The sequence below is a fragment of the Motilimonas pumila genome (assembly GCF_003596335.1).
Taxonomy (GTDB): domain Bacteria; phylum Pseudomonadota; class Gammaproteobacteria; order Enterobacterales; family CBDFNC01; genus Motilimonas; species Motilimonas pumila.
Genome location: NZ_QZCH01000018.1, coordinates 68,345 through 94,897, shown reverse-complemented (window position 1 = coordinate 94,897; position 26,553 = coordinate 68,345). Strand labels below are relative to the sequence as shown.

Annotated in this window: 25 protein-coding genes and 2 rRNA genes; 15 read left to right on the top strand and 12 right to left on the bottom strand. The window is 45.0% G+C overall.

The annotated features are described in order from the left end of the window. Positions 1-10: 10 nt before the first annotated feature. Together rrf (D1Z90_RS13955) and rrf (D1Z90_RS13950) are read left to right on the top strand one after the other, a co-directional pair. A 5S ribosomal RNA gene (gene rrf / locus D1Z90_RS13955) occupies positions 11-126 on the top strand. 81 nt (positions 127-207) lie between these two features. After that, a 5S ribosomal RNA gene (rrf, locus tag D1Z90_RS13950) occupies positions 208-323 on the top strand. 61 nt (positions 324-384) lie between these two features. Here the strand turns inward: rrf (D1Z90_RS13950) and D1Z90_RS13945 are convergent. Continuing rightward, on the bottom strand, positions 385-921 hold the full coding sequence (locus D1Z90_RS13945) for a DUF4124 domain-containing protein (RefSeq protein WP_158587147.1): 537 nt from the start codon (positions 919-921) through the stop codon (positions 385-387). A gap of 129 nt (positions 922-1,050) precedes the next feature. Between D1Z90_RS13945 and D1Z90_RS22075 the strand changes: the two genes are divergently transcribed. Continuing rightward, the gene (locus tag D1Z90_RS22075; protein WP_119911390.1) at positions 1,051-1,290 is read left to right on the top strand and encodes a DUF3624 family protein; all 240 of its coding nucleotides are present in this window, start codon (positions 1,051-1,053) and stop codon (positions 1,288-1,290) included. Here D1Z90_RS22075 and D1Z90_RS13935 read toward each other — a convergent pair. Genes D1Z90_RS13935 through D1Z90_RS13920 form a run of 4 tightly spaced genes read right to left on the bottom strand, consistent with a single transcriptional unit; the run spans position 1,241 to position 5,025 of the window. Further along, on the bottom strand, positions 1,241-2,344 hold the full coding sequence (locus tag D1Z90_RS13935) for an anhydro-N-acetylmuramic acid kinase (protein WP_269777040.1): 1,104 nt from the start codon (positions 2,342-2,344) through the stop codon (positions 1,241-1,243). The two genes, D1Z90_RS22075 and D1Z90_RS13935, sit on opposite strands and share 50 nt — an antisense overlap. 5 nt (positions 2,345-2,349) lie before the next feature. Beyond that, positions 2,350-2,958, bottom strand: coding sequence for an outer membrane protein (locus D1Z90_RS13930; protein ID WP_119911388.1), 609 nt, complete (start codon positions 2,956-2,958; stop codon positions 2,350-2,352). After that, on the bottom strand, positions 2,945-3,568 hold the full coding sequence (locus D1Z90_RS13925) for a response regulator transcription factor (protein ID WP_119911387.1): 624 nt from the start codon (positions 3,566-3,568) through the stop codon (positions 2,945-2,947). The genes D1Z90_RS13930 and D1Z90_RS13925 overlap by 14 nt, the downstream gene beginning before the upstream one ends. A 2-nt stretch (positions 3,569-3,570) precedes the next feature. After that, positions 3,571-5,025: a sensor histidine kinase gene (locus D1Z90_RS13920; protein WP_158587146.1), complete on the bottom strand. Its 1,455-nt coding sequence runs from the start codon at positions 5,023-5,025 to the stop codon at positions 3,571-3,573. A gap of 110 nt (positions 5,026-5,135) precedes the next feature. On the opposite strand from D1Z90_RS13920, the gene D1Z90_RS21195 reads away from it, so the two are divergent. Together D1Z90_RS21195 and D1Z90_RS13910 are read left to right on the top strand one after the other, a co-directional pair. Beyond that, positions 5,136-5,486: a hypothetical protein gene (locus tag D1Z90_RS21195; protein ID WP_147378771.1), complete on the top strand. Its 351-nt coding sequence runs from the start codon at positions 5,136-5,138 to the stop codon at positions 5,484-5,486. 44 nt (positions 5,487-5,530) lie between these two features. Then, positions 5,531-7,186, top strand: a complete 1,656-nt coding sequence (locus D1Z90_RS13910; RefSeq protein WP_119911384.1) for a DUF2813 domain-containing protein — start codon at positions 5,531-5,533, stop codon at positions 7,184-7,186. A gap of 7 nt (positions 7,187-7,193) precedes the next feature. Here D1Z90_RS13910 and D1Z90_RS13905 read toward each other — a convergent pair whose 3' ends face one another. Continuing rightward, the gene (locus D1Z90_RS13905) at positions 7,194-7,625 is read right to left on the bottom strand and encodes an META domain-containing protein (RefSeq protein WP_119911383.1); all 432 of its coding nucleotides are present in this window, start codon (positions 7,623-7,625) and stop codon (positions 7,194-7,196) included. Positions 7,626-7,858: 233 nt separating this feature from the next. Here D1Z90_RS13905 and D1Z90_RS13900 point away from each other — a divergent pair, with 233 nt between their 5' ends. Beyond that, entirely contained in the window at positions 7,859-8,602 is a 744-nt protein-coding gene (locus tag D1Z90_RS13900) for a S1 family peptidase (RefSeq protein WP_119911382.1), read from the top strand. Positions 8,603-8,649: 47 nt separating this feature from the next. On the opposite strand, the gene hslU is transcribed toward D1Z90_RS13900, so the two are convergent. From hslU to argS, 4 genes are all read right to left on the bottom strand, one after another. Further along, the gene (gene hslU, locus D1Z90_RS13895; protein WP_119911381.1) at positions 8,650-9,984 is read right to left on the bottom strand and encodes an ATP-dependent protease ATPase subunit HslU; all 1,335 of its coding nucleotides are present in this window, start codon (positions 9,982-9,984) and stop codon (positions 8,650-8,652) included. 41 nt (positions 9,985-10,025) lie between these two features. Beyond that, positions 10,026-10,550, bottom strand: a complete 525-nt coding sequence (hslV, locus tag D1Z90_RS13890; protein WP_119911380.1) for an ATP-dependent protease subunit HslV — start codon at positions 10,548-10,550, stop codon at positions 10,026-10,028. Positions 10,551-10,777: 227 nt separating this feature from the next. Further along, entirely contained in the window at positions 10,778-11,356 is a 579-nt protein-coding gene (locus D1Z90_RS13885; protein ID WP_119911379.1) for an SPOR domain-containing protein, read from the bottom strand. Then, complete coding sequence (gene argS, locus D1Z90_RS13880) at positions 11,356-13,104, bottom strand: arginine--tRNA ligase (protein ID WP_119911378.1); 1,749 nt, start codon at positions 13,102-13,104, stop codon at positions 11,356-11,358. Before argS ends, D1Z90_RS13885 begins: the two co-directional genes overlap by 1 nt. Before the next feature lie 285 nt (positions 13,105-13,389). Between argS and D1Z90_RS13875 the strand changes: the two genes are divergently transcribed. Next, positions 13,390-13,605, top strand: a complete 216-nt coding sequence (locus D1Z90_RS13875; protein WP_119911377.1) for an HlyU family transcriptional regulator — start codon at positions 13,390-13,392, stop codon at positions 13,603-13,605. A gap of 49 nt (positions 13,606-13,654) precedes the next feature. Here D1Z90_RS13875 and priA read toward each other — a convergent pair whose 3' ends face one another. Further along, entirely contained in the window at positions 13,655-15,859 is a 2,205-nt protein-coding gene (gene priA, locus D1Z90_RS13870; protein WP_119911376.1) for a primosomal protein N', read from the bottom strand. Between the two features lie 219 nt (positions 15,860-16,078). On the opposite strand from priA, the gene rpmE reads away from it, so the two are divergent. From rpmE to oxyR, 3 genes are all read left to right on the top strand, one after another. Beyond that, positions 16,079-16,291, top strand: a complete 213-nt coding sequence (rpmE, locus tag D1Z90_RS13865) for a 50S ribosomal protein L31 (protein WP_119911375.1) — start codon at positions 16,079-16,081, stop codon at positions 16,289-16,291. 202 nt (positions 16,292-16,493) lie between these two features. Beyond that, complete coding sequence (locus D1Z90_RS13860) at positions 16,494-17,735, top strand: malic enzyme-like NAD(P)-binding protein (RefSeq protein WP_119911374.1); 1,242 nt, start codon at positions 16,494-16,496, stop codon at positions 17,733-17,735. Positions 17,736-17,838: 103 nt separating this feature from the next. Continuing rightward, on the top strand, positions 17,839-18,735 hold the full coding sequence (gene oxyR, locus D1Z90_RS13855; protein WP_119911373.1) for a DNA-binding transcriptional regulator OxyR: 897 nt from the start codon (positions 17,839-17,841) through the stop codon (positions 18,733-18,735). 56 nt (positions 18,736-18,791) lie between these two features. Here the strand turns inward: oxyR and D1Z90_RS13850 are convergent, their stop codons facing one another. Further along, positions 18,792-21,332: a penicillin-binding protein 1A gene (locus D1Z90_RS13850; protein WP_119911395.1), complete on the bottom strand. Its 2,541-nt coding sequence runs from the start codon at positions 21,330-21,332 to the stop codon at positions 18,792-18,794. 208 nt (positions 21,333-21,540) lie between these two features. Between D1Z90_RS13850 and pilM the strand changes: the two genes are divergently transcribed. From pilM to D1Z90_RS13825, 5 genes are read left to right on the top strand one after another with little or no spacing between them, the layout of a single operon-like run. Next, positions 21,541-22,575 (top strand): type IV pilus assembly protein PilM, encoded by a 1,035-nt coding sequence (gene pilM, locus D1Z90_RS13845; protein WP_232525262.1) that lies wholly within the window; start codon positions 21,541-21,543, stop codon positions 22,573-22,575. Beyond that, on the top strand, positions 22,563-23,138 hold the full coding sequence (locus D1Z90_RS13840; RefSeq protein WP_119911371.1) for a PilN domain-containing protein: 576 nt from the start codon (positions 22,563-22,565) through the stop codon (positions 23,136-23,138). The genes pilM and D1Z90_RS13840 overlap by 13 nt, the downstream gene beginning before the upstream one ends. After that, positions 23,138-23,710 carry a type IV pilus inner membrane component PilO gene (locus D1Z90_RS13835; RefSeq protein WP_119911370.1) on the top strand — a complete coding sequence of 191 codons (573 nt, stop codon included), beginning with the start codon at positions 23,138-23,140 and terminating at the stop codon, positions 23,708-23,710. Before D1Z90_RS13840 ends, D1Z90_RS13835 begins: the two co-directional genes overlap by 1 nt. Beyond that, a complete protein-coding gene (locus D1Z90_RS13830; protein WP_119911369.1) occupies positions 23,707-24,225 on the top strand; it encodes a pilus assembly protein PilP in 519 nt (172 codons plus the stop codon). Before D1Z90_RS13835 ends, D1Z90_RS13830 begins: the two co-directional genes overlap by 4 nt. 15 nt (positions 24,226-24,240) lie before the next feature. Then, entirely contained in the window at positions 24,241-26,487 is a 2,247-nt protein-coding gene (locus D1Z90_RS13825; RefSeq protein ID WP_119911368.1) for a type IV pilus secretin PilQ, read from the top strand. Positions 26,488-26,553: the final 66 nt, after the last annotated feature.

Sequence of the window (26,553 nt, the reverse complement as noted above, 5' to 3'; positions counted from 1 at the left end):
AAAGTTTATGCTTGGCGGCCATAGCGCTGTGGCCCCACCTGATCCCATGCCGAACTCAGAAGTGAAACGCAGTAGCGCCGATGGTAGTGTGGGGTTTCCCCATGTGAGAGTAGGTCACCGCCAAGCTTTGAATTAGAGAAAAGGCCATCCTGACGGATGGCCTTTTTTTCGCCCAGATTTAAAGTGCAATCCAGATTTTAGTTTTTGTTTGGTGACAATAGCACTGTGGTACCACCTGATCCCATGCCGAACTCAGAAGTGAAACGCAGTAGCGCCGATGGTAGTGTGGGGTTTCCCCATGTGAGAGTAGGTCATCACCAAACGCCAAATACAAAAAGGCCCATCAGTTGATGGGCCTTTTTCGTTGCTAGCTTTTAATGTTTTCTAAAAGCGCATTAGGAAATAGCTAGTATCATCAATAATAACGTTGAGCTTATCTTTCGTTAACGACAAAACTTGCCCATCTATTTCTTCGAAGGTCGATTCAGTCGAGCTTTTTCCGCGTCGAATGATAATTTTATTACGTCCTTTAAGCATTAAAAAACCTTCTTCATACACCCAGTTACCACTAAGCTCAGTGCTGTTTTTGGTATCTCGAACCCGTTTATAGCTGAATAGCCCATTTGGTTTAAGAATCAGGGTGGCTTGCCTGCCGATATTTGGCTGAGTGATCCAGTTACCAGAAATCATGTTTTCTGACTTATTGGATGAGGAGTTTGCTACCGTGCTCTTATGCGGCGCGGGTAAGGCATCTACGGGTGGTGGCGCCTCGAAGTCTACCAGTTTTGCACTTTTACCTTTGGGTTTATCTTGTGAGAAATGGGTAACGCCATTTTCATCTTGCCAAGTATAGATTTTTTCCGCGTAGCTTGGCGTGGCTAGGCAGCTGAGTAAAATGATTAGCTTGCTATTGATTTTCATAGTGAGCTTCATTCCTTGAAGAAAAAGAAGAATTACAATTTGTCGCATGATGCGGTTAAACTGGTTTGAGTATATCGTAAATAAAACCAGACTTTTAGCGTTCGGGAAGTATTTAAAGGTAGCTATGTGATGTCGTGCCAGCAATGCGGTGAGTGGTTTCTTAAAAAGATAGGACGTTGTCGAAGTTGCATGTGGCAGAGCGTAATAATTGCTTTTATAGGCTGGTTCAGTTGGCTTTGGTTAGATTGTCAACTAACCGTAGAAGGCATCACGGCGCTGTTTTTTGCTGCCGCAGGCTCTATGCTCTGGCTATTACATATTACTTTCTGGTGCTATTGGCGCTGGCGCGATAAAGGCCACCTAAGATAACGGCCGAATTGGCACCTGTTACGACCGGTAAGTTCGCTGCTTCTTGCCCGACGCGTTGTTTTGCGAGCCAGGCAAATGCGATGGCTTCTACGTAGTCAGGGTCTATGCCAAGGGCCTGTGTTGTGGCGATGCTTACTTTAGGGTTATGGGCTTTTAAACGACGGACTAAAGCGTGGTTATGGCAGCCTCCCCCACATAAGTAAGCGGCTTCAATTTGTTGTTGCTCAAGTGAAAGGGTGATGCTACGACTGGTTAACTCCAGTAGACTGGCTTGAATATCTGCTGGACTAAGCTGTGGGTATTGGTCAAGGTAAGGCGTTAACCAGGTTAAGTTAAATAATTCCCTGCCAGTACTTTTGGGAGGGTTTGCTGCAAAATAGCGATGCAGTAACAGTTCCTGTACTAGTGGTTCGCAGGGGCGACCTGACGCTGCCCAGTTGCCACTTTCGTCATATTGAATGCCCTTTTGCTTTTCTATCCATTCATTCATCAACATATTACCTGGACCAGTGTCATAACCTAAGGTCGCTTGTTGCGGTTTTAGCACGGTAATATTCGCGATGCCCCCGATATTGATGATCGCGCGATGCTGACAACCGGCAAACATTGCTTGATGAAACGCGGGGACTAAAGGTGCACCTTGGCCACCGACAGCCATATCCATTCTACGAAAGTCTGCTGCTACAGGTATACCGGTGCGGGCGGCAACAATATTGGCATCGCCAAGCTGCATCGTAAATGGCCAGGGGCCCTCTGGTTGATGATACACGGTTTGACCGTGGCTGCCGATAGCACTAACGTTATCGGCCGACACTTGAGCGGCTTTAAGTGTCTGATTTATTGCTTGAGCATAGTGCAGTGCAATGCGGTGATCTAGCTCGCCGATTTGGCGCAAGTTGGTTGCCTGACCGAGATAAATCGCTTCGATAGCACACTTTAAATCGCCAGGCATAGGCACGGTAGTGCAATAGTGAGACCGCATAGAATCTGCGTGGACAATTGCGATGTCTAGCCCATCTAGGCTGGTGCCAGACATTAAGCCAATATAATACAAAGGGATTAAAACCTCGCAGTGACACCGGCGCTAAATTGCAGTTGGCTCCAGTAGTCGGTATCGACCTTGACCAGACAGCCTCCAGAGCAGTAAAACTCAGCCGAGTCGCTTAGAAAGGTGTTAAAAATACGGGACTCTAGGCGCAGCCAAATATTGTCATTAATTGGATAAGCCCAGCCTCCTCCGATACCTATTGAAAAGTGGTATTCGTCATCGTAAGCGGATTGGTCGGGGCGAAATGCGGTCGCACCCACTCCAGCGGTGACATAGGTTTTGAAATTATCGTAGTCAAAATATTTCGTACCGGTTACGTGCAGATAGTTAATGTCGAGATCGGTATTAACATCGGGTAACTTTTCGAGTTGGGTTGATTGCTGACTGAGGTAAATACCAAATAGCTGCGATTGCTGAATGTCCCAATCGATAGCCAGGGCGTATGCCGCTGAGCTTTCAACATCGACCGATTGTGCACTTTCATCAGAATCTGTTTCTACCTTGGTTTTGAACGAACCGCCATATTGATAGCCACCTAATAAGGTAATATCAACGGCCATGGCTGCTGGCGTTGCCAACAAGCACGTTATTGCCAAAGCTGTGAGATTAGCTTTCATCATTTAGCTCACCTGCAACCATTAACATACGCATCAGTTGTGCAAGGCTACGGGCTTTCATTTTATTCATAATACGAGAGCGATGAATTTCAACCGTGCCTTGGGCAATGTTAAGGTCAATGGCGATAACCTTATTCGCGTGCCCTTTTGCAACTAAGCCCATGATCTCTAATTCACGCTTGGTGAGAGACTCGATGCGTTCTTTAATTTCATGTTGCTTGGTTAAATCGCTGCGTTGCTCTTTATCTTGGGCGACGGCCTTATCTATTTTTTCAAGTAATTCAAATTCGCGAAACGGTTTTTCCATGAAATCAAAGGCGCCTTTTTGCATGGCCTCAACCGCCATGGCGATATCACCGTGACCAGTAATAAAGATAACTGGCGTCATAGTGTTAATTTCATTAAGTTTTTCTTGTACTACCATGCCAGACATTCCAGGCATGCGAATGTCTAATAAGATACAGCCGTGACCGTCTTCAAATGCTTCAAGAAAGCTGGCGCCATCGGCAAATGAGCGAGATTCGTGCCCAACGCTGGCCACCATCATTTCTAGCATGTCGCGAATAGAGGCGTCATCGTCAATGATATAAATGATTGGGTTGTCTTGACTCATAGTTAAGCGTCTCCTGATTGCTGTTCTAGGTTAGGCAAGACGATGGTAAAGCAGGCGCCACCTTGATCTTGGTTCTCTACCTGCATTCGTCCGCCGTGGGCTTCGATAATACTGTGACAAATGGATAAGCCCACGCCCATGCCATTTTCTTTAGTTGTTATAAAGGGTTGAAACAAATTATCAAGCACTTTCTGTGATAAGCCCGGGCCATTATCAATAACAGTGATTGCGACCTCGGAATCGTCATGGTGGTAGGCTAGTTCAACCTTGCCTTTCTGGCTACTTTGCACGGCCTCAATGGCATTACGTACTAAGTTAATCAGTACCTGTTGCAACTGAACTTTATCCACTTCCACCCACACGGCTGAACTTGCCGCTAAACAGTTGACGCTTACTTGCTTTTTATTCGCCATGTCTTGCAACATACTTACAGATTCAATCAGCAAGGGCTGTAGCTCAATGGATTCTCGTTGAGGACTTCGATTTCGTACAAATTCGCGGGTACGCCGGATAATCTCAGATGCTCGCATAGCCTCACTGGATACCTTTTCCAGGGTTTTTTCAACCATAGGTTGGTTTATTTCTGGCTGATTAATTAAACGTTTACAGATATCTGCAAAGCCGGTGATACTGGCTAAAGGTTGATTTAACTCGTGGGCTAATGAGGTTGCCATTTCTCCCATGGTAAAGACACGATCCAGTTGCGCGAGTTGTTGGTTTTGATCCAATAGCTGCTCTTGCAGTTTTGCCCGAGCTTGCATCTCTGTCATCAGTTGCTGATGCGCTTCATAAATACGCCGTTGCATCGCATTGATAGTTTCGGCCAATTCGTCCATGTCGTCGGTAACATGATTATTAGGGCGTTCAAGGCTTAGGGTTTTAGGCTCTGTGACAGTTTCAATAGCTTTTAAATAATCCATGGTATGGATTAAGTGCCGACCTATGAGACGGTCCATCAAAAAGAGCATAAACATCACCACGCCGAAGGTTTTGATTGCGTTTGCCAGTAAGGTCGTGGCCGCTGAGCTAACAAGCTCTTCGTAGATTTCGGTTAGATCGGCGTACACAAAAAGACTGCCAAGCAGTGCTTGGTTGTCATTTTGTTGGTGGTTGATGTCAAACTCGTAGGTATTGACAAAGTCGCTGTTAATTTTCCCTGCACTGTATTCTTGGCCGTCGGCCAATACCAAGGTTGCATGTTCGATATAGGGGTGGCTGAGCATGCCTTTTAGCTGGAGTTTGATTAATTTGTCATCGTACTCCCAGACACTTTCACTCAAACTATGGAGCATAGATTCACGGATGATTTGTTCAGATTGGCTTAGCTGATCGATGTCTTTGATGTACTGTTTGTACAATTGAGCACACGTTAGTAGTAAGGTAATGATGGAACTACATAGCACCATTCCTAAAATGATCTTTCTTGCTAACACACTGTCGCGATAGTGTTTTTTCACAGATTCTCCGCTCCCCATCAAGATTGTAAGGGTTATCCCTAATTAATTTGATTTCAGCCCAGGGCTAGAATGACAACATGTTTTATTATGTCACTTTTTTATAATCGAAAATGAATTTAGGCTTCCTCGGATATAATCAGATCCCTGTTTCGTTATCAGAATCTAAGTTTGATTCTGATGTATCTGTGTTTCAGTATCAGACCGCGAAAGAGTTCCAAGATCAAAGCCCAAATGATCATCTTTGTATGCTAGTGTCTAAATATCACATAGATGACACCAATATCATAGAGGTGCTCAGTCAAGATGGTGGCATTTTACAACAAACGAACTTAGTAGTGACCGATTGCGGTTCAGTAGCTGAAGCTGTGATGGCGATGCAACACGGCGCGAAAGAAGCTCTTGCAAGTAAAGCCCAGCAAGAAAAGTTAATGCAGCTGGTGATCAAATACGCCGTTAACTAACCCGCAATCAGGCCTGCAGACACTCGATGAGATAGGAGCAGCGCTTGTTACAACATATTGAAGTTGTTGGTTTTAGAGGTATTCGTCGGCTTTCACTTGATTGCACATACTCGCTTGCATTGATAGGTGAAAATGCGTGGGGTAAATCCAGTTTATTTGATGCCATTAGTTTAGTTTTTAATAGTCAGCAGCAACTCTATAAGTTTCGTTTAGCAGACTTTCATACCTCCCCCGATACAGAACAAGCCAGCTCACGTATTAGTCTAGTATTTACGCTTAAAGAGCGCTTTGCCGGGCAATACCAAAAAGCACGCTATCGAGCCATCTCGCCATTATGGATAGGCGGCAGTAAATCATGCAAGCGTATCTATTTTCAACTTGAAGCAAGCATTAATGATTCAGGCCAAGTTATCACCGAACGCCGATTTTTGAATTCGCGAGGCCAGGTTATTAACCTTGATAGCCCTAACGCATTTGCCAAACAGTTAATTTCATTTTTTCCGGCACTGCGGTTTAGCCAAGATAATGCATTTCTTAGCGAGACAGACGTCACGCTTAATCACTCTTTACGGGAGCAATCAGAGCAGCTGATTAATAAGCTCTGTCAGCGCGTGAGTCAAACATCGCAACCGTTATTGAAAAGCGAACTCACGCAATCATTTAATGCATTAGAGTTTTTATTTGAGCAGTACTTGTCGCCTCGTTTTGCCCATTTAGCCCAGCAAAGTGGACCAAGAAAGGTCAGAGATATGGGGTTAAAACCTGTTTCCTTTCGAGCCATTGAGAATTTAAGTGAGTTATTAAAGAGCGGTCACAGTCGCCATACTAAGGCCGCTTTGTTGGTTATGTTAGGGGCTTACTTAAGGGCTAGGGGGCCGAACTTGTTGCGCCGCGGCTGCAGTCCCATCTTTTTACTAGAAGAGCCTGAGAGCCGCTTACACCCGATTAATTTATTGACCAGTTGGTCGTTGTTTGAACAGTTACCAGTGCAGAAAATAGTCGCCACGAACTCGGCTGATTTACTGGCTACTTTTCCACTAAGCCAAGTGACGCGCTTGGTTCGCCGTGGAGATAACCTGAGTGCGTTTAAGGTGGAGGAACAGGATTACAGCAGCGACGAGTTTCGCCGTATTGCATTCCATGTGCGAATTAATCGACCGGCAAGCTTATTGGCACGGTGTTGGTTAATGGTTGAGGGAGAAACGGAGTTTTGGTTACTGACTGAGCTTGCCAGAGTTTGTGGTCTCAGCTTTGCTGGCGAAGGCATTCGCATTGTCGAGTTTGCTCAGTGCGGGGTTAAACCCTTATTGAAGGTAGCCAATGATATGGGCATTGAATGGCACTTACTGACCGACGGCGATGAAGCCGGGAAAAAATACGCTAACCATGCTAAAAGCTTCGTCAGTGGGGAGATGCTCAGTGAGCGGCTAACTTTACTGCCTGCTCATGATATGGAGCACTTTTTATATCATCATGGATTTGATGGGGTATTTATTAAGCAAGCCAAACTAAAGAGCAAAGATGCCCTTAAATTAGGACCAAGTAAAGTTATTGAGCGAGCGATAAGTCGTTTATCAAAGCCACGATTGGCGTTAGCAATTGCTGAAGATGTAGAGACAAGGGGAGAAGAAGCAATCCCCTTGTTGTTAAGGCGTATGTTGCATCGGCTAGCAGCGCAAGCGCGAGGCCAAGCCGGCTAACGGAGGGTTATTTAAGCTGGTAGGTTAACGTATGATCTTCGCCAGTGACTGTCATGGTGTTACCTGAGACGGTTACTGGGCTCCATTTTGCGAACGTTGCGCTAACTTGTTGTTCGATTTTGTCTAGCGGCGGTGGGCACATCATCATCGTCATACCCATTTGCTCAATGCGAATGTTACCTTCTTCAAACTCCGCCTGACCAAAGAAGTTGTTACAGCCTGCAACACCGTTAACCTTGAGATCGTCTTGAATCATTATGCTAGGAAATTTTTCACCCATTGCGGTAACAGTTTGCTCATCAACCTTAACCAATTGCCATTGTTGATTGCTAATTTGCTCTAAAGACACGGTGTCAGCCTCTTGTTTGTCTGCTGTACTACATGCAGCTAAACCTGTGATCATGATAGCCGCCAGAGTGATTTTATGTTGTTTTAGCATGGTGCTCTCCGAAAGTGGTTGGGGGACAACAATATTTTTTATTCTAAACACGATAAATAGCGATAGGGGTTAAGTTTATTAAAAAAAATAGAATATAAATATAGTCATATTCATTAGCTTGATTAATTATTTTTTCATTATGCCTTTTTACCAGATTTATTCCTTTCTCGTGCAGCAAGCTTGTCTGGTTCGACTAAACTGCAACTGACGGCCTTAAGCGAAAGGAGAAGGGCATGAGATTAGTCGTTGTACTTTGGATACTGCTTTGCTTTCCGGTACAAGCCGGTTTACCAGAAACGGTGGCTAGCATTAAACCTTCAATTGTCGGGGTGGGCAGCTATCACCCAAGCGCGAACCCAAGAGCTAAATTTAGCGGTACCGGATTTGTGGTCGGAGACGGCAGTTTGGTGGTGACGAATTACCATGTGCTTCCCTCAAAAATGGATGGCGCAAAGCAAGAGCGTTTGGTGATTTTTGTCGGCCAAGGCAAAAAGCCAAAAGTGGTGGATGTGAGTGTGCTGGCAAAAGACAGAGTACATGACCTTGCTTTACTTAAAATTAAAGGGGCGAAATTAAAGCCTCTAAAAATCAGTGGTCAAGGAGTGCGAGAGGGTCAGTCTATCGCTTTTACTGGCTACCCCATTGGCACTATCTTGGGGTTATATGCCAGTACGCACCGCGGCATTGTATCGGCCATCTCACCGATTGCGATCCCGCAGATCAGTAGTAAACAACTTTCCCCGCGAATGTTAAAGCAGTTAAAAAAGCCTTATCAGGTTTATCATTTAGATGCGACAGCATACCCAGGTAACAGTGGTAGCCCACTCTATAACCCGAACACAGGTGCTGTCATTGGGGTGATTAATAAAGTGTTTATCCAAGAGTCAAAAGAAACCAATGCGATTAGCAACCCCAGTGGCATTACCTATGCTATTCCCGCAAAGCACATTAAAGTATTAATGAGCCGCCAACAGTGATGTTTGAAGCAGGCGTAAAAAAGGCCGCGATTGCGGCCTACTTATTACTAGAGGATAAAGCGACTTAAATCCTCGTCCTCTACCAGCTCGTCTAAGGCTTTATTGACGTAACTTTTGTCAATCACTATGGCTTCACCAGATTTATCTGATGCTTCGAATGATAGCTCTTCCATCAAGCGCTCCATTACCGTGTGTAAACGTCGAGCACCAATATTTTCGGTTTTCTCGTTTACTTGCCATGCAGCATCGGCAATGCGACGAATACCGTCTTCGGTAAACGCTACGTTAACGCCTTCTGTTGCCATTAAGGCAATGTATTGCTCCGTGAGAGAAGCATTTGGCTCGGTAAGAATGCGTACAAAGTCATCCGCTTTAAGTGCTTCTAACTCTACTCGAATAGGCAAACGACCTTGCAGCTCTGGGATAAGGTCAGAAGGCTTAGCAACCTGAAATGCACCTGATGCGATAAATAAAATATGGTCAGTCTTCACCATGCCATGCTTAGTGCTCACGGTTGAGCCCTCAACCAATGGCAGTAAATCACGCTGCACGCCTTCACGAGATACGTCTGGGCCTGAACTTTCACCGCGTTTACAAATTTTGTCGATTTCATCAATAAACACTATGCCGTTGTTTTCGGCGGCATAAATCGCTTTTTCTTTGAGTTCTTCAGGGTTGACCAGCTTTCCCGCTTCCTCTTCGACCAAAGCTTTCAGCGCTTCTTTAACTTTAAGCTTGCGCTTTTTGGTGGTGTTGTTACCCGATAGGTTCTGGAACATGCCTTGTAACTGATTGGTCATCTCTTCCATGCCTGGAGGCGCCATAATTTCAACGCCTACTTGTGGCGCCGCGATATCAATTTCAATTTCTTTATCGTCAAGCTTGCCTTCACGTAACTTCTTACGGAAAATTTGACGGGTATTGCTGTCTTCTCTTGGCGGCTCATCATCACCCCAAGTATTTTTAGCTGGCGGTAACAACGCATCTAGAATACGCTCTTCAGCTTGCTCTTCGGCGCGAAACTTTACTTTTTCCATCTCATGTTCGCGGGTGATTTTTAATGCCACATCAGCTAAATCACGAATGATGGTTTCAACTTCTTTACCGACATAGCCTACTTCGGTGAACTTTGTCGCTTCAACCTTGATGAAAGGAGCATTAGCCAATTTTGCTAACCGACGCGCTATTTCAGTTTTACCGACGCCAGTTGGGCCAATCATAAGAATGTTTTTTGGCGTCACTTCTTGACGAATTTCCGCATCCAGTTGCATCCGACGCCAGCGATTGCGAAGGGCAATGGAAACTGCACGCTTGGCTTTATCTTGGCCAATAATATGACCGTCTAATTCACTTACTATTTCTCTTGGTGTCATTTCAGACATAATGATGATCCTGTCTTAATAATCGGGTGGGTCAATTGACCTTAGTAGTCCAGCTCTTCAACGGTCTGGTTGGTATTCGTAAATACGCAAATATGACCGGCTATGCTCAGTGACTTTTCGGCGATGGTCTTTGCGTCTAGCTCGGTATTCTCGATGAGTGCAAGCGCTGCTGATTGAGCGAATGCGCCGCCAGAGCCAATCGCAATGAGATCATGTTCAGGCTGAACCACGTCACCATTACCTGTGATGATGTAAGATTTGTCTTTGTCGGCAACCGCTAACAAAGCTTCTAATTTTCTTAACATGCGGTCTGTGCGCCAGTCTTTAGCTAGCTCAACGGCTGCGCGCTCAAGGTGGCCTTGATGAGCTTGTAATTTGGCTTCAAAGCGCTCTAATAAAGTGAAGGCATCGGCAGTACCGCCTGCAAATCCGGCTAACACTTGACCGTTATACAAACGATGTACTTTGCGGGCATTACCTTTCATCACGGTATTGCCTAATGAAACTTGACCGTCACCGGCAATGACGACTTTATTACCACGGCGAACTGAAACTATCGTTGTCACGGGAACCCCTTTTAATACTAATGCAATTAGCTTGCTCGATAATTACTAGGTGGGGGAGGTAACAAGGATTTTCAACCCTTAGGTGGCGTTTATTGTTATCAAATTCGCCTAAAAGCTGAAGCGATACGCTTAGTGGCATGAGCTCAGAGTCGTCATGCTTAAATCGAGCGTCGACAGAAATAAAAACGACGCCAATGGCGCCGCTTTTGTACTTGAGTAAGTGGTTGTTATGGTAACGGGCCTTGCCATTTCCATATTTGGCAATAGTTGATATTTGCCCGTTTCATCTTGTGGCGTTCTTTTTCTGCCATGCGCTTTCGTTCATACGGGCCCAGAATCACCTTGTACCAAACACCGGTTTTACCGTTTACCTTACGAATGATACTTTCGACGCCTTGAAAGGCAATGTTGGCCTTGAGGGCTTCCGCTTGGTCAAGGGTTCGAAATGAACCACACTGCATTTGGTAAGGCACGGCTGGCGGTGGATCAGGTGGTACTTCCACCACCACTTCTTTATTTTCGAGTTCCTGAATGTAATCCCATTTCTCTTTTGGCTTATCAGGGAGTGGCTTTTCTTTAGGCTTGCTGTTTGTGATGTTAGAGGAGGGAGTAGGTTGCGCGATTTCAGTTTGTTCAGCCGAACCGCTAATAGTGTAAAGGAAGTAGCCAAAACCTCCCAAGGCAGCAGCAGCCACGACACTGGCTACCACAGGGAATTTGGCTTTTGGAGCTGACTTAGCGGGACCACGTTTGCGCGAGCTCGCGCCTTTTTTCGTCGGTTTATTGCGGACGTAGTCCCTTGCCATTACATGCGCTCCAAAGTATTAATGCCAAGTAGCTGCAAGCCTTGTTTCAGTGTCTTCGCAGTGAGGCTTGCCAGTTTCAAACGGCTGTTCTTTTGTTCTTCTGATGCTGCTTTTAGGATTGGGCAGGCTTCGTAGAAGCTTGAAAATAACCCCGCCAGTTCATACAGGTATGCACATAATAAGTGTGGATAGCCCAGCCTTGCCACACTCTCTATTACTTCATTAAATTGCACCAGTTTGGTGGCCAAGTCGACTTCTTTCTCGTGGTCTAGTGTCAGTTCGCCGGTTAAACTATTAGCATCTATGCCTGCTTTGTTAAATACGCTGGCCACACGTGTGTAGGCGTAAAGCAAGTAAGGGGCGGTATTGCCTTCGAAGCTCAGCATTTGGTCAAAGCTGAACATGTAGTCACTGGTGCGGTTCTTTGATAAGTCAGCATATTTTACCGATGCAATACCTACCACGGAAGCTATGTCTCTGAGTTGTGCTTCATCCATGTCTGGGTTTTTGGCTTTTACTAAATCATAAGCGCGGCTTTCTGCTTCTGTCAGCAGGTCGGCTAATTTTGCCACGCCACCAGAGCGCGTTTTAAAAGGTTTGCCATCTTCACCCATTACCGTGCCAAATGGCATATGCTCAAGGCTGGTGGAGGCTTCAACAAATCCAGCATTTCGGGCAACGGTAAAGACTTGTTGAAAGTGAAGGCCTTGGCGGGCATCGACAAAGTATAAAACGCGGTCAGCGTTTAAACTTGATTGACGATAGCGGATAGCGGCTAAGTCAGAGGTTGCGTATAAGAAACCGCCATCTTTTTTCTGCACAATAACGGGCAGTGGCTCACCGTCTTTATTTTTGAATTCATCAAGGAAGACACATTTGGCCCCCTGATCTTCTTGTAATAAGCCTTTGCTATCGAGATCTACCACTACTTGCCCAAGGTCATCGTTGTACGCGCTTTCTCCACGGACGTCTTGACGAGTTAAGCTAACGCCTAGGCGGTCGTAGGTTTCTTGGCAGTGGGATAAGCTGGTTTCATTAAACTCTTGCCACAGCTTGTTGCAGTGCTCATCGCCACTTTGCAATTCAACGACCAGATTACGGGCCCTTGTCGCGAACGCTTCAGATTCATCAAAGCGGCCTTTAGCAGCACGATAAAATAACTCTAAGTTAGATAAGTTTGAATCGATGGCTTCGCCTTTTTGCTGCAGCTCTTCCATGTAGGCTAATAGCATGCCAAATTGAGTGCCCCAGTCACCAACGTGATTTTGGCGAACAAGCTTGTGGCCTAAAAACTCCAAAGTACGGGTAACGGCGTCGCCAATAATTGAAGAGCGCAGATGGCCCACGTGCATTTCTTTGGCAAGGTTAGGCGATGAGTAGTCCACCACGATGGTTTGTGGCTGCGCGACTGTGCTGACGCCTAGCTGCTTGTCATCTAGCGCGTTTTCTACTTGCTGGGCTAACCAGTTAGGGTTAAGGAAAAAGTTAATAAAGCCAGGTCCCGCGATATCAACCTTGGTGACCAAGGAAGAGCTTGGTAAGTTGTCTATGATAGTTTGCGCTAACTGACGAGGGTTTTGCCCTGCCAGTTTCGAGCTAACTAATGCTAAGTTTGTGGCTAAGTCACCGTGGGCTTTATCTTTGGTTCGGTCTACTTGAATGCGAGGTTCAGCATCTGCTGGCAAGATGTCCTTTTGCTTTAATGTGTCTACTGTTTGTTGCAATAATTGTTGAAGTTGCGCTTTCATTCAGAGTAACCGCCGAAAATATCTGTGACTTAATAGAATAGAGATAGGATTTTACAGTTTATGGTCATTGAAAACCAGAGACGATACACGCCTATCTTGTCAGGTTGCACACAGGACGGATAAATCTTGCGAAGTTGAGGCGGTTAAAGCGAGGTTTTGTGTTCGAGCTCATCAGTGTAGGTCTATCAAGTGGAGGTCGCGCAGGTGTCGGTTCCGCTTATTGTGTTAGTTGTGTGAGCCCAGTGAGATAGTGTGCAGTGGGTTGTGAAATAAAGGAATTATCAAGTGATTACAAAATGGTTAAAGGGCTTATTTACGTTGCAGACCGTGCATACAACTGATGTATGTGAGCAAGTAGAATTTGAAGGATACACCATAGTGGCCCGGGCTCGTGGCGAGCAAGGCCAGTTTAGAGTTGCTGGCACTATCAGTAAGCAAGGCCAACAAACGGAGTTTATTCGCTCCGACTTGTGCCCAGACGTCACAACAGCAAATACTTAAATGTTACAAAAAGCCAAGCTGTTCATTCAACAAATGGGCGAGGATGTTTTTAAATAAAGTCAGTAGGGTCGATATCGACCGACCAACGCACTTTAGCGCTGTCTTTTAGTTGCTCAATGGCCGGTAAACATGAGCTTAAAATTCCACTGATTAATGCTCGGCTTGGCGCTTGTATCAGTAGTTGTAAGCGATATTTACCCGCTCTGCGCTCCATGATTGCTGGCATGGGCCCGATGACTTCAATCTGCGGGTGCGCTAACGCGTAATCTGACAGCACACTTTGACACTGTTGCAAGAATGTTTGCGGTAAGTTGGCATAAGTGGCCTCGGCACGAAAGAGTGCCTGAAAAGTAAAAGGCGGCAGCAGGGCTTCTTGGCGCTCATGTAAGGCACTGCTGGCAAAGTGTTGGTAGCCGTTGTTAACTAAATCTTGTAGCAAATAATGTTCTGGGTGATGGCTTTGTAATACCACTTGGCCCGGTTTGCTGGCGCGACCTGCACGACCGGCTACTTGTGTGAATAACTGGGCTAATTTTTCTGCTGCGCGAAAATCGCTGCTAAATAATGCGCTATCCACATCTAAAATACCCACTAAGGTCACATCGGGGAAGTGGTGCCCTTTGGCCAACATTTGTGTCCCAATTAAGATGCGATATTCAAGATTTTGGATGGCGCTTAGGTAGTTTTCTAAACTGCCTTTTTTACGGGTGCTGTCGCGGTCGATCCGAATCGTTTTATATTGTGGAAAGAGTTCGTTAAGGCTGGTTTCTAGTTGCTCTGTGCCTACCCCCGCACCAATCAATTGAGTTGAGCCACAATTTTCACATTGATGTGGAATAGGACGTTGGCTATTACAATGGTGACAAATCATGCGATTTTCACCTTGGTGCCAAGTGTAGTACGCATCACAGCGTTGACATTGGGCTAACCAACCACATTCATGACACATGAGCGCGGGGGCATAACCGCGCCGATTCAAAAACAGCATCACTTGGTTGCCTTTTTGCAAGTGCTGCTGCATCAAATCAATAAGCTGGGGCGATAAGCTGGCATTCAAGCGAACATTTTTGGTGTCTTGTAAATAGTGTTTGGCCATTTGTGCGTTACCTGCTCGCTGTTTTAACGTCAGGTGATGGTATTTTCCGCTTGCTACATTATTTAGGCTCTCAAGGGACGGGGTGGCCGACCCTAATACAATAGGAATCTTACGGCGTAAGGCCGTCATGATGGCGAGATCCCTGCCGTGGTAGCGAAACATATCTTGTTGCTTGAAAGAGCTGTCATGCTCCTCATCTATGATGATCATGCCGAGCTGTTTAAACGGGGTGAAAATGGCGCTTCGAGTACCGATAACGATAGCTGCGCTGCCAGCTCTAGCATGTAACCAAGTGTCCAGTCGCTGCCTGTCGGTTAATTCAGAATGCACTTGGAAGATAGGAACATTAAACCTTTGCTTGAATCTGGTCAGCGTTTGCGGCGTCAGGCCTATTTCAGGCACTAAAATAAGTACTTGTTGTCCTTTGGCGAGAACGGGTTCAATCATGTTTAAGTACACTTCGGTTTTGCCGCTGCCTGTGACGCCCTCTAACAAGTACGCGGCAAAGCCTGCCGTTGCTTGAGTGACAGCGGCCACCGCGATTGCTTGCTCGGTATTGAGCTCTGGTTTCGTTTGCAGTAAGGCGAATTCATCTTGCCAATTGAGTTGATACTGGCTCACCTTTTGTTGGCTGCTTATTAATCCTTTTTTTGCCAAAGCCGCAGTGATCGCTGAACTGATGTCATGTTCATTTAATTGTTGCTGACTCAGTGATTGTTGCTGTAATAAAGTCATGCACTTTAGCTGTTTCACTGCCCGCTTTAAGCTACTTAGCTCAAACTCATTGCCGCAGGCGGTTAATTGCCAAACTTTTTCTGTTTTAAGCTGGTCGGGCTCGCCAGCTCGCAGCAAGCTAGGTAGCGCATGGGCGATAACATCGCCGATAGGGTGGTGATAGTACTCGCTGGCCCATTGTAATATGGCTAATAGTGATGCAGGCACGATGGCTTGCTCATCAATAACTTCTAGTACGGGCTTGAGCTTTTCCAGAGGAATATCAGGATGCTGATGACAGTTGATAACGAGACCAATTTTCTCTCGGTTTCGAAATGATACTTTCACTCGACAACCCGCTGTCAGCGAGCCTAAAGAGGGAAATAAGTAATCAAAATGACGACGCAGCGGGACGGGCACCGCAACCGAGCAAGTGGTATTCATAAAGCGCGAGAGATCCCTTTGATAAAGCAACTAAGGCCAGTGTAACGATTTTGGCTTTCGTCAGGCAAAAATTTCTGTTGCAGAGCTTGCCCCGTGACGAGGGATGCTTTATTATTCGCCACCTTAATTTACAGCGGCTGTTCGTTGTAAAGTTTTAAAACCACGTGTGGTGTTTGGCAATTTGACCAAATAGCGACACGGCCTAACCGAGGTTATCCCATGAAAGCTGGTATCCACCCAGAATACAACGAAATTACTGCAACTTGTTCTTGTGGTAATACTATCACTACTAAGTCTACTGTAGGTAAAGACCTAAACCTAGACGTATGTAGCTCTTGTCACCCATTCTACACTGGTACACAGCGTGTACTTGATACTGGTGGTCGTGTTGACAAATTCAAGAAACGTTTCGCAGTACTTGGTAAAAAGTAAGCTGCCTAGCATTTCTATCAAGGCGCCTTTTAGGCGCCTTTTTTTATTGCCTATCTTTTTATTATCTCTTCCACTAATTCTCTGATTACTCGATAAAACTGTCATATTCTGTTTGTTTTTACTGGGAATTGTGCCAATACTTGACTATCATCACAGTTTTTAAAATACCCCTTCTTTTCTTCAGGATATTGGAATCGCACACATGACAGATGTTCGTCAGCAAGCGCTTGACTATCACGCCTTACCCGTAGCCGGTAAAATCAGCATCGAACTTACCAAACCCGCTGAGACTGCTAAAGATCTCGCGTTGGCATACAGCCCAGGGGTTGCCGAGCCAGTAAAAGAAATTGCCGTCAATCCTGATGAGGCTTATCGCTACACGGCGAAAGGTAACTTGGTTGCTGTGATTTCAAATGGCACGGCCATTTTAGGATTAGGTAACTTAGGTCCTTTGGCCTCAAAACCCGTAATGGAAGGCAAGGCTCTGTTGTTTAAACGGTTTGCTAATTTAGATGCCATTGATATTGAAGTCAAACATCGCACTGCTGAAGAGTTTGTTAATACAGTGGCGAACATTGCGGATACCTTTGGGGGCATCAACTTAGAAGATATCAAAGCACCTGAGTGTTTTGAAATCGAAAAAGCTTTGATTCAGCGTTGTAGTATTCCTGTTTTTCACGATGATCAACACGGAACCGCGATCGTGACCGCTGCGGGCATGATTAATGCGCTTGAAATTCAAGGCAAAGATATTGCGCAATCTACCATTGTTTGCATGGGCGCTGGCGCTGCTGCGATTGCGTGTATGGAGCTGCTTATTAAGTGCGGGGCGATGCGTGAAAAGATATATATGCTGGATCGTAAGGGCGTTATTCATACCCGTCGTGATGACTTAAATGAATACAAACAACTGTTTGCCAATAATACTGACAAGCGTACGCTAGAGGACGTGATTGCCGGTGCTGACGTGTTTGTTGGGGTGTCTGGACCAGACGTTTTACCGCCTGAAGCCGTCGCTTTAATGGCTGAAAAACCAGTTATCTTTGCTTGTTCTAACCCCGATCCCGAAATTAAACCTGAGCTTGCACATAGCGTTCGTGATGATTTAATTATGGCTACGGGACGCAGTGATTATCCTAACCAAGTGAACAATGTTCTGTGTTTTCCATTTATTTTCCGCGGCGCCCTCGACGTACGAGCAAAAGCGATAACCGATGAAATGAAAGTGGCGGCGGTGAACGCGATTCGAGCATTAGCAAAAGAGCCGGTTCCGGCTGAAGTACTTGCTGCAAGTGGTGAAGAAGCGTTAACTTTTGGCCGAGATTATATTATCCCTAAGCCGATGGATGCTCGTTTGTTGGCTAAAGTAGCCAAAGCGGTCGCGCAAGCGGCTGTCGACTCCGGTGTGGCGCAAATTGATATGCCGGAAAACTATATGGCATAAATTGTCAGGTCGAACATGTGCATTAGCAAGCCCTACCAAATGGTAGGGCTTTTTTGTAATTGCCGCGATATAGTAAAAGAGAATTTTGTGTAAGGTAGCCAAGATGAATTTAAGAGATTTAGAATACCTAGTAGCCCTTGAAGAACAAAAGCACTTTCGCAAGGCGGCGGAAAAGTGTTTTGTCAGTCAGCCAACGTTAAGTGGCCAAATCAGAAAGTTAGAAGATGAGCTTGGTGTGTTATTGATGGAGCGCTCTTCACGCAAGGTTCTTTTTACCCAAGCAGGCTTAGATATCACGGCAAAAGCGCGCAAAGTGTTGCTTGAGGTTAAACAAATTAAAGAAGCAGCAAAACAATATAGCGAGCCGATGAATGGACCGCTTCATGTTGGCTTGATCCCAACCGTGGCTCCCTATTTATTACCGCAGATCGTGCCTTCTATTCGCCAAGCTTTTCCTGAACTTGACGTTTACCTCTATGAAAATCAAACCCATGTGTTATTACGCCAGCTTGATGAAGGCGATCTCGATTGTTTGATATTGGCAATTTTACCTGGAATGGAAAACTATGGCTTAAACCCTTTGTACCAAGAGTCTCTTGAACTTGTCGTATCAGACCAGCATCGCTGGGCTCAGCAACAGCATGTGGCGTTAGAGCAATTGAGCGGTGAGCGAGTTCTGATGCTAGAAGATGGCCATTGTTTACGGGACCAGGCGATGGGCTTTTGCTTTGCGGCAGGCGCAGAGGAAGACAATGCCTTTAAAGCTACCAGTTTAGAAACCTTAAGGCACATGGTGAGCTCTGATATTGGCATTACGCTGCTGCCTAAACTTGCTGTGCCCAACGAACGCCAGCAAGAAGGCTTGGTATACTTACCATTTGTAGCGCCTAAACCGAGTCGAGAAATAGGCTTGCTGTACCGTAAAAACAGTGTGCGTAGGCCGTGTTTTAATGAGTTAGCTGCACTCATTATTGAACAGGTATCGAGCAAAGCTCAGTAGAGCGTGTTAGCGCGCGGTAAAAAAAAGCGCCGAGGGCGCTTTTTTATTTTTAAAGGCTAGAACAGTTCATCATCGCCACCACCTGATTCAAAGAAGTTAGTCTCTAACTCAGATTGATAGCTGGTGGGCTCAGTGCCTTTTTCGTAATACTCTGTGCGGCTATTACCACTGCCATTGCTCAGTAGGCCTGTTTCTTTATCTATGGCCACTTTTGTAATTGTGCGAGGGATTTGTTTATCTTGCTCTTCTTTATCGGCCAAATAAACCTTCATAAAAGCAATCCAGGCCGGCAGTGCGGTGCTGCCACCAAACTCACCACCACTGCGTTGTTTATTACCAAGGTTGGCATTGCGCGATGCATAGCCTAAGGTTCTGGCGTGGTTATCAAAGCCGACCCAAGCGGTGGCTACTGAATAAGGGCTGATACCAGAAAACCAAGCGTCTTTTGAGTCATTCGTCGTCCCCGTTTTTCCCCCGATGTCATGGCGCTTGAGGGCTGATGCTGCACGCCAACCTGTACCGTTCCAATGTTTACCGTGAGAGCTTCCGCCCCATACACCGCTGTTGAGGGCTTCACGCATCAAAAATGCGTTGGCAGAAGAAATCACTTGCGGGGCAGTTTTTGATTTTTCCGGAACATAAGTACTGGCGTCAGGTACGCTTTTAGGCTGCTCTGAAACATCTAATACCGCTGTTTCGATAACGTCCAGCTCACTGTTCTCATCACTTTGCACTAAGTTATCAGGGCAATTAATACAGGCTAAATCAGGGGCGGCTTGATAAACCAAGTTGCCGTATGCGTCTTCTATTTTGGCGATGATATAGGGTGAAACTTTATAACCGCCGTTTGCTAGCACTGCGTAAGCCGTGGCGACCTCGAGTGGGGTTAGAGAAGGTGTGCCCAGCGCAATCGATTCGTTTTCAGGCAAGTCTTTTTTACTAAAACCAAATTTAGCCAAGTGATCAATCAAGGGTTGGATACCGATACTGCGTAACAATCGCACCGAGACCACGTTTTTAGATTTAGCTAACGCTACGCGCACGCGAATTGGACCGTCATAGACCGCTGGGGAGTTCTTTGGACGCCAGGCGATACCTTGGCCTGTGTCCCAGTGATTGATAGGGGAGTCATTGACTAAAGTACCAAGCGTGAAACCGTTTTCAAGGGCGGCTGAGTAGACAAAAGGCTTGATATTAGAGCCGACTTGGCGTTTAGCCATCGTGGCGCGGTTAAATTTGCTTTGCTTAAAGTCAAATCCACCAGAAAGACCCTGAATGGCACCGTCGAGTGGGTTGATCGCGACCAACGCGCCGGCAGCATCTGGCAATTGCGCTAAGATGATTTTTTCGTCTTCAATTCGCACCCATACCATGTCGCCTAAGTTGAAAATACTAGCCGCTTTTTTGGGGGCGGGGCCTTGGCGTTTATCATTGACGAAGCGACGAGCCCACTGCATGTCCTCCCAAGCAATAATGCCCGCTTTACCTCCTTGTACTAATACTTCAACTTCTTTTTTATCTATTTTGGTCACAACAGCGGGGCGCAGTGGACCGTAATAAGGTTGACTGTCCAAATGATCATAGATCTTTTGCATCGCCCAAGCGGCTTCGTCTTTTTGCCACAGTTGCTCAATTGGACCACGATAGCCATGACGGCGGTCGTAGGCTTGTAGGTTATCCATTAACGCTTGCTGGGTTGCTTGTTGGTCCTTAAAGTTGACTGTGGTGTAAACGTTTAGGCCTTGATTATAGGCGGCTTCTTCACCATACATTTCGATCAGCTGTTGGCGCGCCATTTCAGCCACAAAAGGCGCCGATAAGGCGATTTCTGCGCCGTGGTATTTCGCGGTAATAGGCGCATTGTTCGCCTGCTCAAATTCTGCTTTTGAGATATGGCCTTCTTCCAGCATTCGTTGTAACACGATTGAGCGACGAGCTTTGGCATTTTCTGGCGAATAAATCGGGTTTAACTTAGACGGTGCTTTTGGCAAACCGGCTATCACTGCTGTTTGCGCTAAGGTTAATTCGCTGACGTCTTTACCGTAATAAACTTGAGCAGCAGCACCGACACCGTATGAGCGGTAACCGAGTGGGATCTTATTGAGGTAGAGTGCAAGGATCTCGTCTTTAGTAAGAAGCTGCTCGATATGAATTGCAATGAAGACTTCTTTTATTTTTCGTATTAAGGTTTTTTCTCGAGTAAGGAAAAAGTTTCTTGCGACTTGCTGAGTGATGGTACTGGCGCCCTGCTTAGCCTGACCACTGGATAAGTAAACAATTGCAGCGCGTACGATGCCAATGGGGTCGATGCCTGGATGTTGATAATAACGGCTGTCTTCGGTGGCAAGAAAGGCGTCGATCATCTGCGCTGGGATGTCTTGGATCTCGAGCGGGATCCGGCGTTTTTCACCAAATTGTGAAATGAGTTCACCATCACTGCTGAACACCTTCATTGGGGTTTGCAATTGTACCGTTTTGATACTTTTGACATCAGGTAAATCGGGTTTTACGTAATAATACATGCCGGCTATGGCTGCGATCCCTGCAAATGCAAAAAACATCGCGACAAAAAGAAGTCGTTTAAGCCACTTCCACATTAAAATACCCACCCAGTTAACAAATTTAGCAAAGAAGCCTAGTATATCCTTAATAAGCCGAAGTTAAACAGCGAATTGTGATTTAAAGCATTGGTGAAATCATAAAATAACGATTATTATAGCAGCGAAAATCCGCTACTTTTCGTATTATAAAAGATAGAACTAGGATGTTATGTTACCAGGCTTAAGGAAAAAGCAAACCTACTCCATGATCGGGATTGACCTCGGGTCGCACTCGGTTAAAGCTATTGCATTGGCGAAATCTGGCAAAAGCTATAAAGTGGAAGGTGTTGCTGAAATGAACTTGCCCCGAGGGGCTGTCACAGATCGCCAACTTATTGAAATAGATAAGATTGCTCAGGTCATTAAACAAGTTAAACGCAATTTCCCTGCTAAGTATAAATATGCCGCTGCAGCCGTGTCTGGTGCTGATGTTTATACTAAAGTGGTGCAGATGGATGCAGAGTTAAATGAGATGGAACTTGAGGCTCAAATTGAGCTTGAAGCAGAACACCTTATTCCATTTCCTATCGACGAAATTAGCATCGACTTTGAAGTACTCGGCATTAACGTGACGGATCCGTCGCGCAATGACGTGCTAATCAGCGCGGCAAGAACCGATACCATAGTGACTAAGACCTCTTGTCTTGAAGACGCAGGCATGGAGCCTAAGGTGATCGATATCGAATCGCATGTATTGGCTCGGTCCTGTCAGCTAGTACTTGAAGACGAAGACTTTGACAAAGTCGTCGCCGCTATTGATGTGGGAGCGTCGATGATGACGTTTGCCATGATGAATAAAGGCGAGTCAATTTATTCGAGAGCGCAGAACTACGGTGGTCATAATTACACCCAAGCTATCGCCAGCTTTTACAATATGGACTTGGATAAAGCCGAAAAAGACAAGCTCGCGAATACCTTGCCTGAAGATTATGACACTGACGTTATGGCGCCATTTGTTACTTCAGCTATTCAGCATATCCGCCGTAACATTCAACTGTTCTGTAGCTCAAGCGGTTACTCTCAAGTCGATAAAATTGTGTTGACCGGTGGCGGCAGTTTACTGCCAGAGTTGGTTGCGCAAATTGAGAGTGAGTTAGAGATTCCTTTAGTGCACGCTAACCCGTTTACTGGCTTTAAATTTTCCAAAGATGCCGATGGCAAGCTGCTGTCTGTGAGTGGTTCTAAGTTTATGATGTCTCTTGGTTTGGCGATGAGGAGTTTTACCCCATGTCAAATATAAACTTATTACCTTGGCGTGAAGAGCTGAGAAAACGCAAAGAGAAAGATTTCTACGGTGCGTTATTTCTAGTGTCACTCGTCACCGCTGCCATAATGTTTGGTGGTAAAGTCTTTCTTGATGGCGAAATTGATAAGCAAAATCAACGCAATGCTTTTTTAAATAATGAAATTACAGTTCTTGATAGACAGATTGCTGAAATTAAGAATATTAAAGAGAAAAAAGCAGAAGTTGAAAAACGCATTAACCTTATTCAGCAATTGCAAGAAAGAAGAAACTGGTTGACAGATCTGTTTAATGATTTGCCAGAGCTTACGCCAAATGGTGTATATCTAGAAACTCTCACCTTTTCTGATGTGAGAATTGCGATTAAAGGTAAAGCTGAATCTCAAGGGAGAGCTTCAAAAATGTATCGCAATATTGAAGAGTCTGAGGAGTTTGGCCGAGAATCGTTAGGCGGTATTTACGCCGATCTAAATTCCGAACCAATAAAACTTTTCAACTTTGATATGGAATTTGAAGTGATTAGTCAGATCAAAGATACCGGCACGGAGGGCTCTGAATAATGAATATTAATGAGCTCGATTTTGAGAACGTTGGCTCGTGGCCGATTGTTGCAAAAGCTGTTTTTATTACTATTGTTGGTGCACTTATCATTGGTGGCTTTTATTACTTTATATTTGATGACCAACTCAAAAAGTTAGAAAGCGTTCAGCTACAAGAAGTTGAAATTAAACGTCAATTTGAAACCAAGGCTGCTTTGGCTTCTAACCTTGATGCTTACCGTAGGCAGATGGTTGAAATTGAAGCTTTGCTTGCTGAACTTGTTAAGAAGCTACCGAGTAAAAGTGAAGTTTCTCAGTTACTTGATCGCATTAACTTTATCGGCAGTGACAATGGCATGCAGTTTCAGCGATTTAAGCCGATGAGCGAAGTGGAACGTGAGTTTTCTATCGAGGTGCCTTACAGCATCAAGGTTACAGGAAACTATGACCAAATCGGTCAATTCTCCGCCGATATCGCAAAATTACCCCGTGTCATAATATTAGATGATGTTGTTATCAAGAAGCTTGAAAATGACATGTTAGACGTTGAGCTTAAAGCTAAAACCTACACCTACAAGGAGAGCAAACAATGAAAAACTTGTTAATTGTTGCTCTGAGTACTGTATTGTTAGGCTGCCAGGCTAATAGTGATGATCTTAATGTGTATGTTGCCAACGTTAAGTCAAAAACATACCCCATCAACGATAAAATTCCGACTATTCAAGAGATTGCTATATCACCTTATGCAGGTGGTACGATGCGTAAGCCATTTTCGATTCCTCGCCCTGAAGAAGCCAGCGATATAAATTCTTCTCCTAGAACCTGCCCAAGACCTAACTTGAATAGGCAAAAGCAGCCATTAGAGAAGTTTTCTGTAGACAACCTCTTTATGCGAGGCACCATTGAGCTCGATAGCCATTTGTGGGCACTGGTTGAAGTCAGTGGTGGTGATGTGCACAGAGTTAAATCCGGTTATTATTTGGGCCTTAATCATGGTCGGATTATAAACGTCGAAAAAGATACGATTAATTTACTAGAGTTGGTACCAGATGAAGAGGGTTGTTGGCAAGAACAGACAACTCAGTTGACACTGGTTAGCGAAGAATAAAAACAGGGAAGTCTAATGAGTACCAATAGATTCAATTTTAAATTTGCACGATTAGCACCAGTTTTGCTGGGTGCTGCACTTTTTTCCGGCTCTTTGTTTGCTGAGCCTCAACTCAACAAGTTGAATGTTAATCCACTGACAGCAGGCAAAGTTGAATTAGAGCTAGAGTTCAGTGAACCTGTTCTTCGTTACAAAGATAAATTACATTACCGTCCTAATCAGCTGATTATTGACGTGAAAGATGCATCTTCTGTATTAAAGCTAAACCCTGTGCCGGTGGATCAAGATGGCGTAGAAATGGTAAAAGCGCAACGAACCGCTGACGGCTTACAAGTTGTTATCGGATTGAAGCAGTTGATGCCTTATCGTTTACAACACGATACCAACACTCTTACTGTTCGCTTTGGTGATGTTTCCAGCACGAAGCAAAGTACCACGACGAAAGAAGCAGCGATGATTGTCTCTGTCAGTCAAAGTGACAGTAAAGCAGAAAAAGCGGAGGAGTTAAAAGCCGCTGCTTTAACTCCAACACCAGCGCCTAAGTCTGCTGTTGACGTACCTGAAAGTGAAACAGTCGCTGCAGCACCAAAACTGCAACAAGCTAAGGTTGTCACTTCACCAGCCAGTAACGGCACGCCAAGAGGTTATGTTAATAGCATTAAAACGATTGACTTTAAACGCGGAGACCAAGGCTCAGGTCAGTTACTTGTCAATCTTGATAACTCAACCATCGCGGTAGACATTCGTAAACGTGGTAAAAAGCTGCTAGCTGAATTCCAAAGCACGTATGTAATGGATGACCTTATCTATGTGATGGACGTTGTTGATTTTGCCACGCCGGTTAAAACCGTAGAAACTTTTAATGAAAATGGCAAAACGCGTTTTGAAATAGACATTGATGGTAATTTTGAATACCGATACGACCAGCTAGATAACCTATTTGTTATTGATGTTAAGAAGAAAGAAGAAGCGAAACAAGAAACGGTTTATGACGGTAAATTGATTTCCTTTAACTTTCAAGATATCGCTGTACGTACGGTATTACAGATCCTTGCCGATACTAATGGCTTTAACCTAGTTACAACAGACTCTGTACAAGGCAATATCACACTGCGCTTAGATGAGGTGCCTTGGGAGCAAGCCTTGGATATTATCTTGAAGGTGAAAGGCCTGGGTAAGCGCATGGAAGGCAACGTATTGATGGTTGCATCTGCTACTGAGCTTGCTGCGAAAGAGAAAGAGCAACTAGAATCGCAACAGCAAGTGAGCGAGCTAGCTCCACTTTACTCTGAGTTCCTACAAGTTAATTACGCGAAAGCCGGTGATATCGCTAATATGCTTTCTAATTCTGACGCCAGCCTACTATCTTCTCGTGGTAACGTGTCCATTGATGAGCGTACTAATACCCTTTTGATTCGTGATACAGCTGATGTGATTGATAGCGTCAAGCGTATGATTGAAGTACTCGATATACCAGTGAAACAAGTACTTATCGAATCACGTATGGTAACTGTTCGAGATGGTTTAAATGAAGAGCTGGGTGTGCGCTGGGGCATCACTAAGGTTTCTGAAAATGGTTCTACTTCTGGTAGCTTAGAAGGCACTGATACAGGTAATGGTACCGATGGTGATGGCACTCCTGGAATTCCTTCTTTGGAAGACCGTTTGAATGTTAATTTACCGGTTGCCCAACCTGCAGGCTCTATTGCTTTCCAAGTTGCTAAGCTGGCTAACGGTCAGATATTAGACTTGGAACTTTCCGCTTTAGAAGCAGAAAGTAAAGCTGAAATCATTGCGAGCCCACGTATCACCACTGCAAACCAAAAAACAGCTTACATTGAACAAGGTACTGAAATCCCTTACGTAGAGTCTGCGTCAAGTGGTGCCACGTCTGTATCGTTCAAAAAAGCGGTGTTAAGTTTGAATGTGACTCCTCACATTACTCCGGATAACAAGATTATCTTAGACCTGGTCATTACTCAGGACAGTAAAGGTGAGGTAGTCGCTACAGCTGTAGGACAAGCGGTATCGATTGATACTCAAGAGATAGGTACACAAGTCTTGGTTAACAACGGTGAGACGATTGTGTTAGGTGGTATTTACCAGCAACAGATCAGTGATACGATTCAAAAGGTGCCAATCTTAGGTGACATTCCTTGGGCTGGTGCATTGTTTAGAAAAACTATTCAAAGTAACCAAAAAGCCGAGTTGCTAATTTTTGTAACGCCTAAAATTATTACGCAAACCGCCTTTTCTGAGTAACATTTCTTGAATTGGTGAGCCCACATTGCAAAATGTGGGCTCATTTTTTTTTCAATGGTTGCAAAT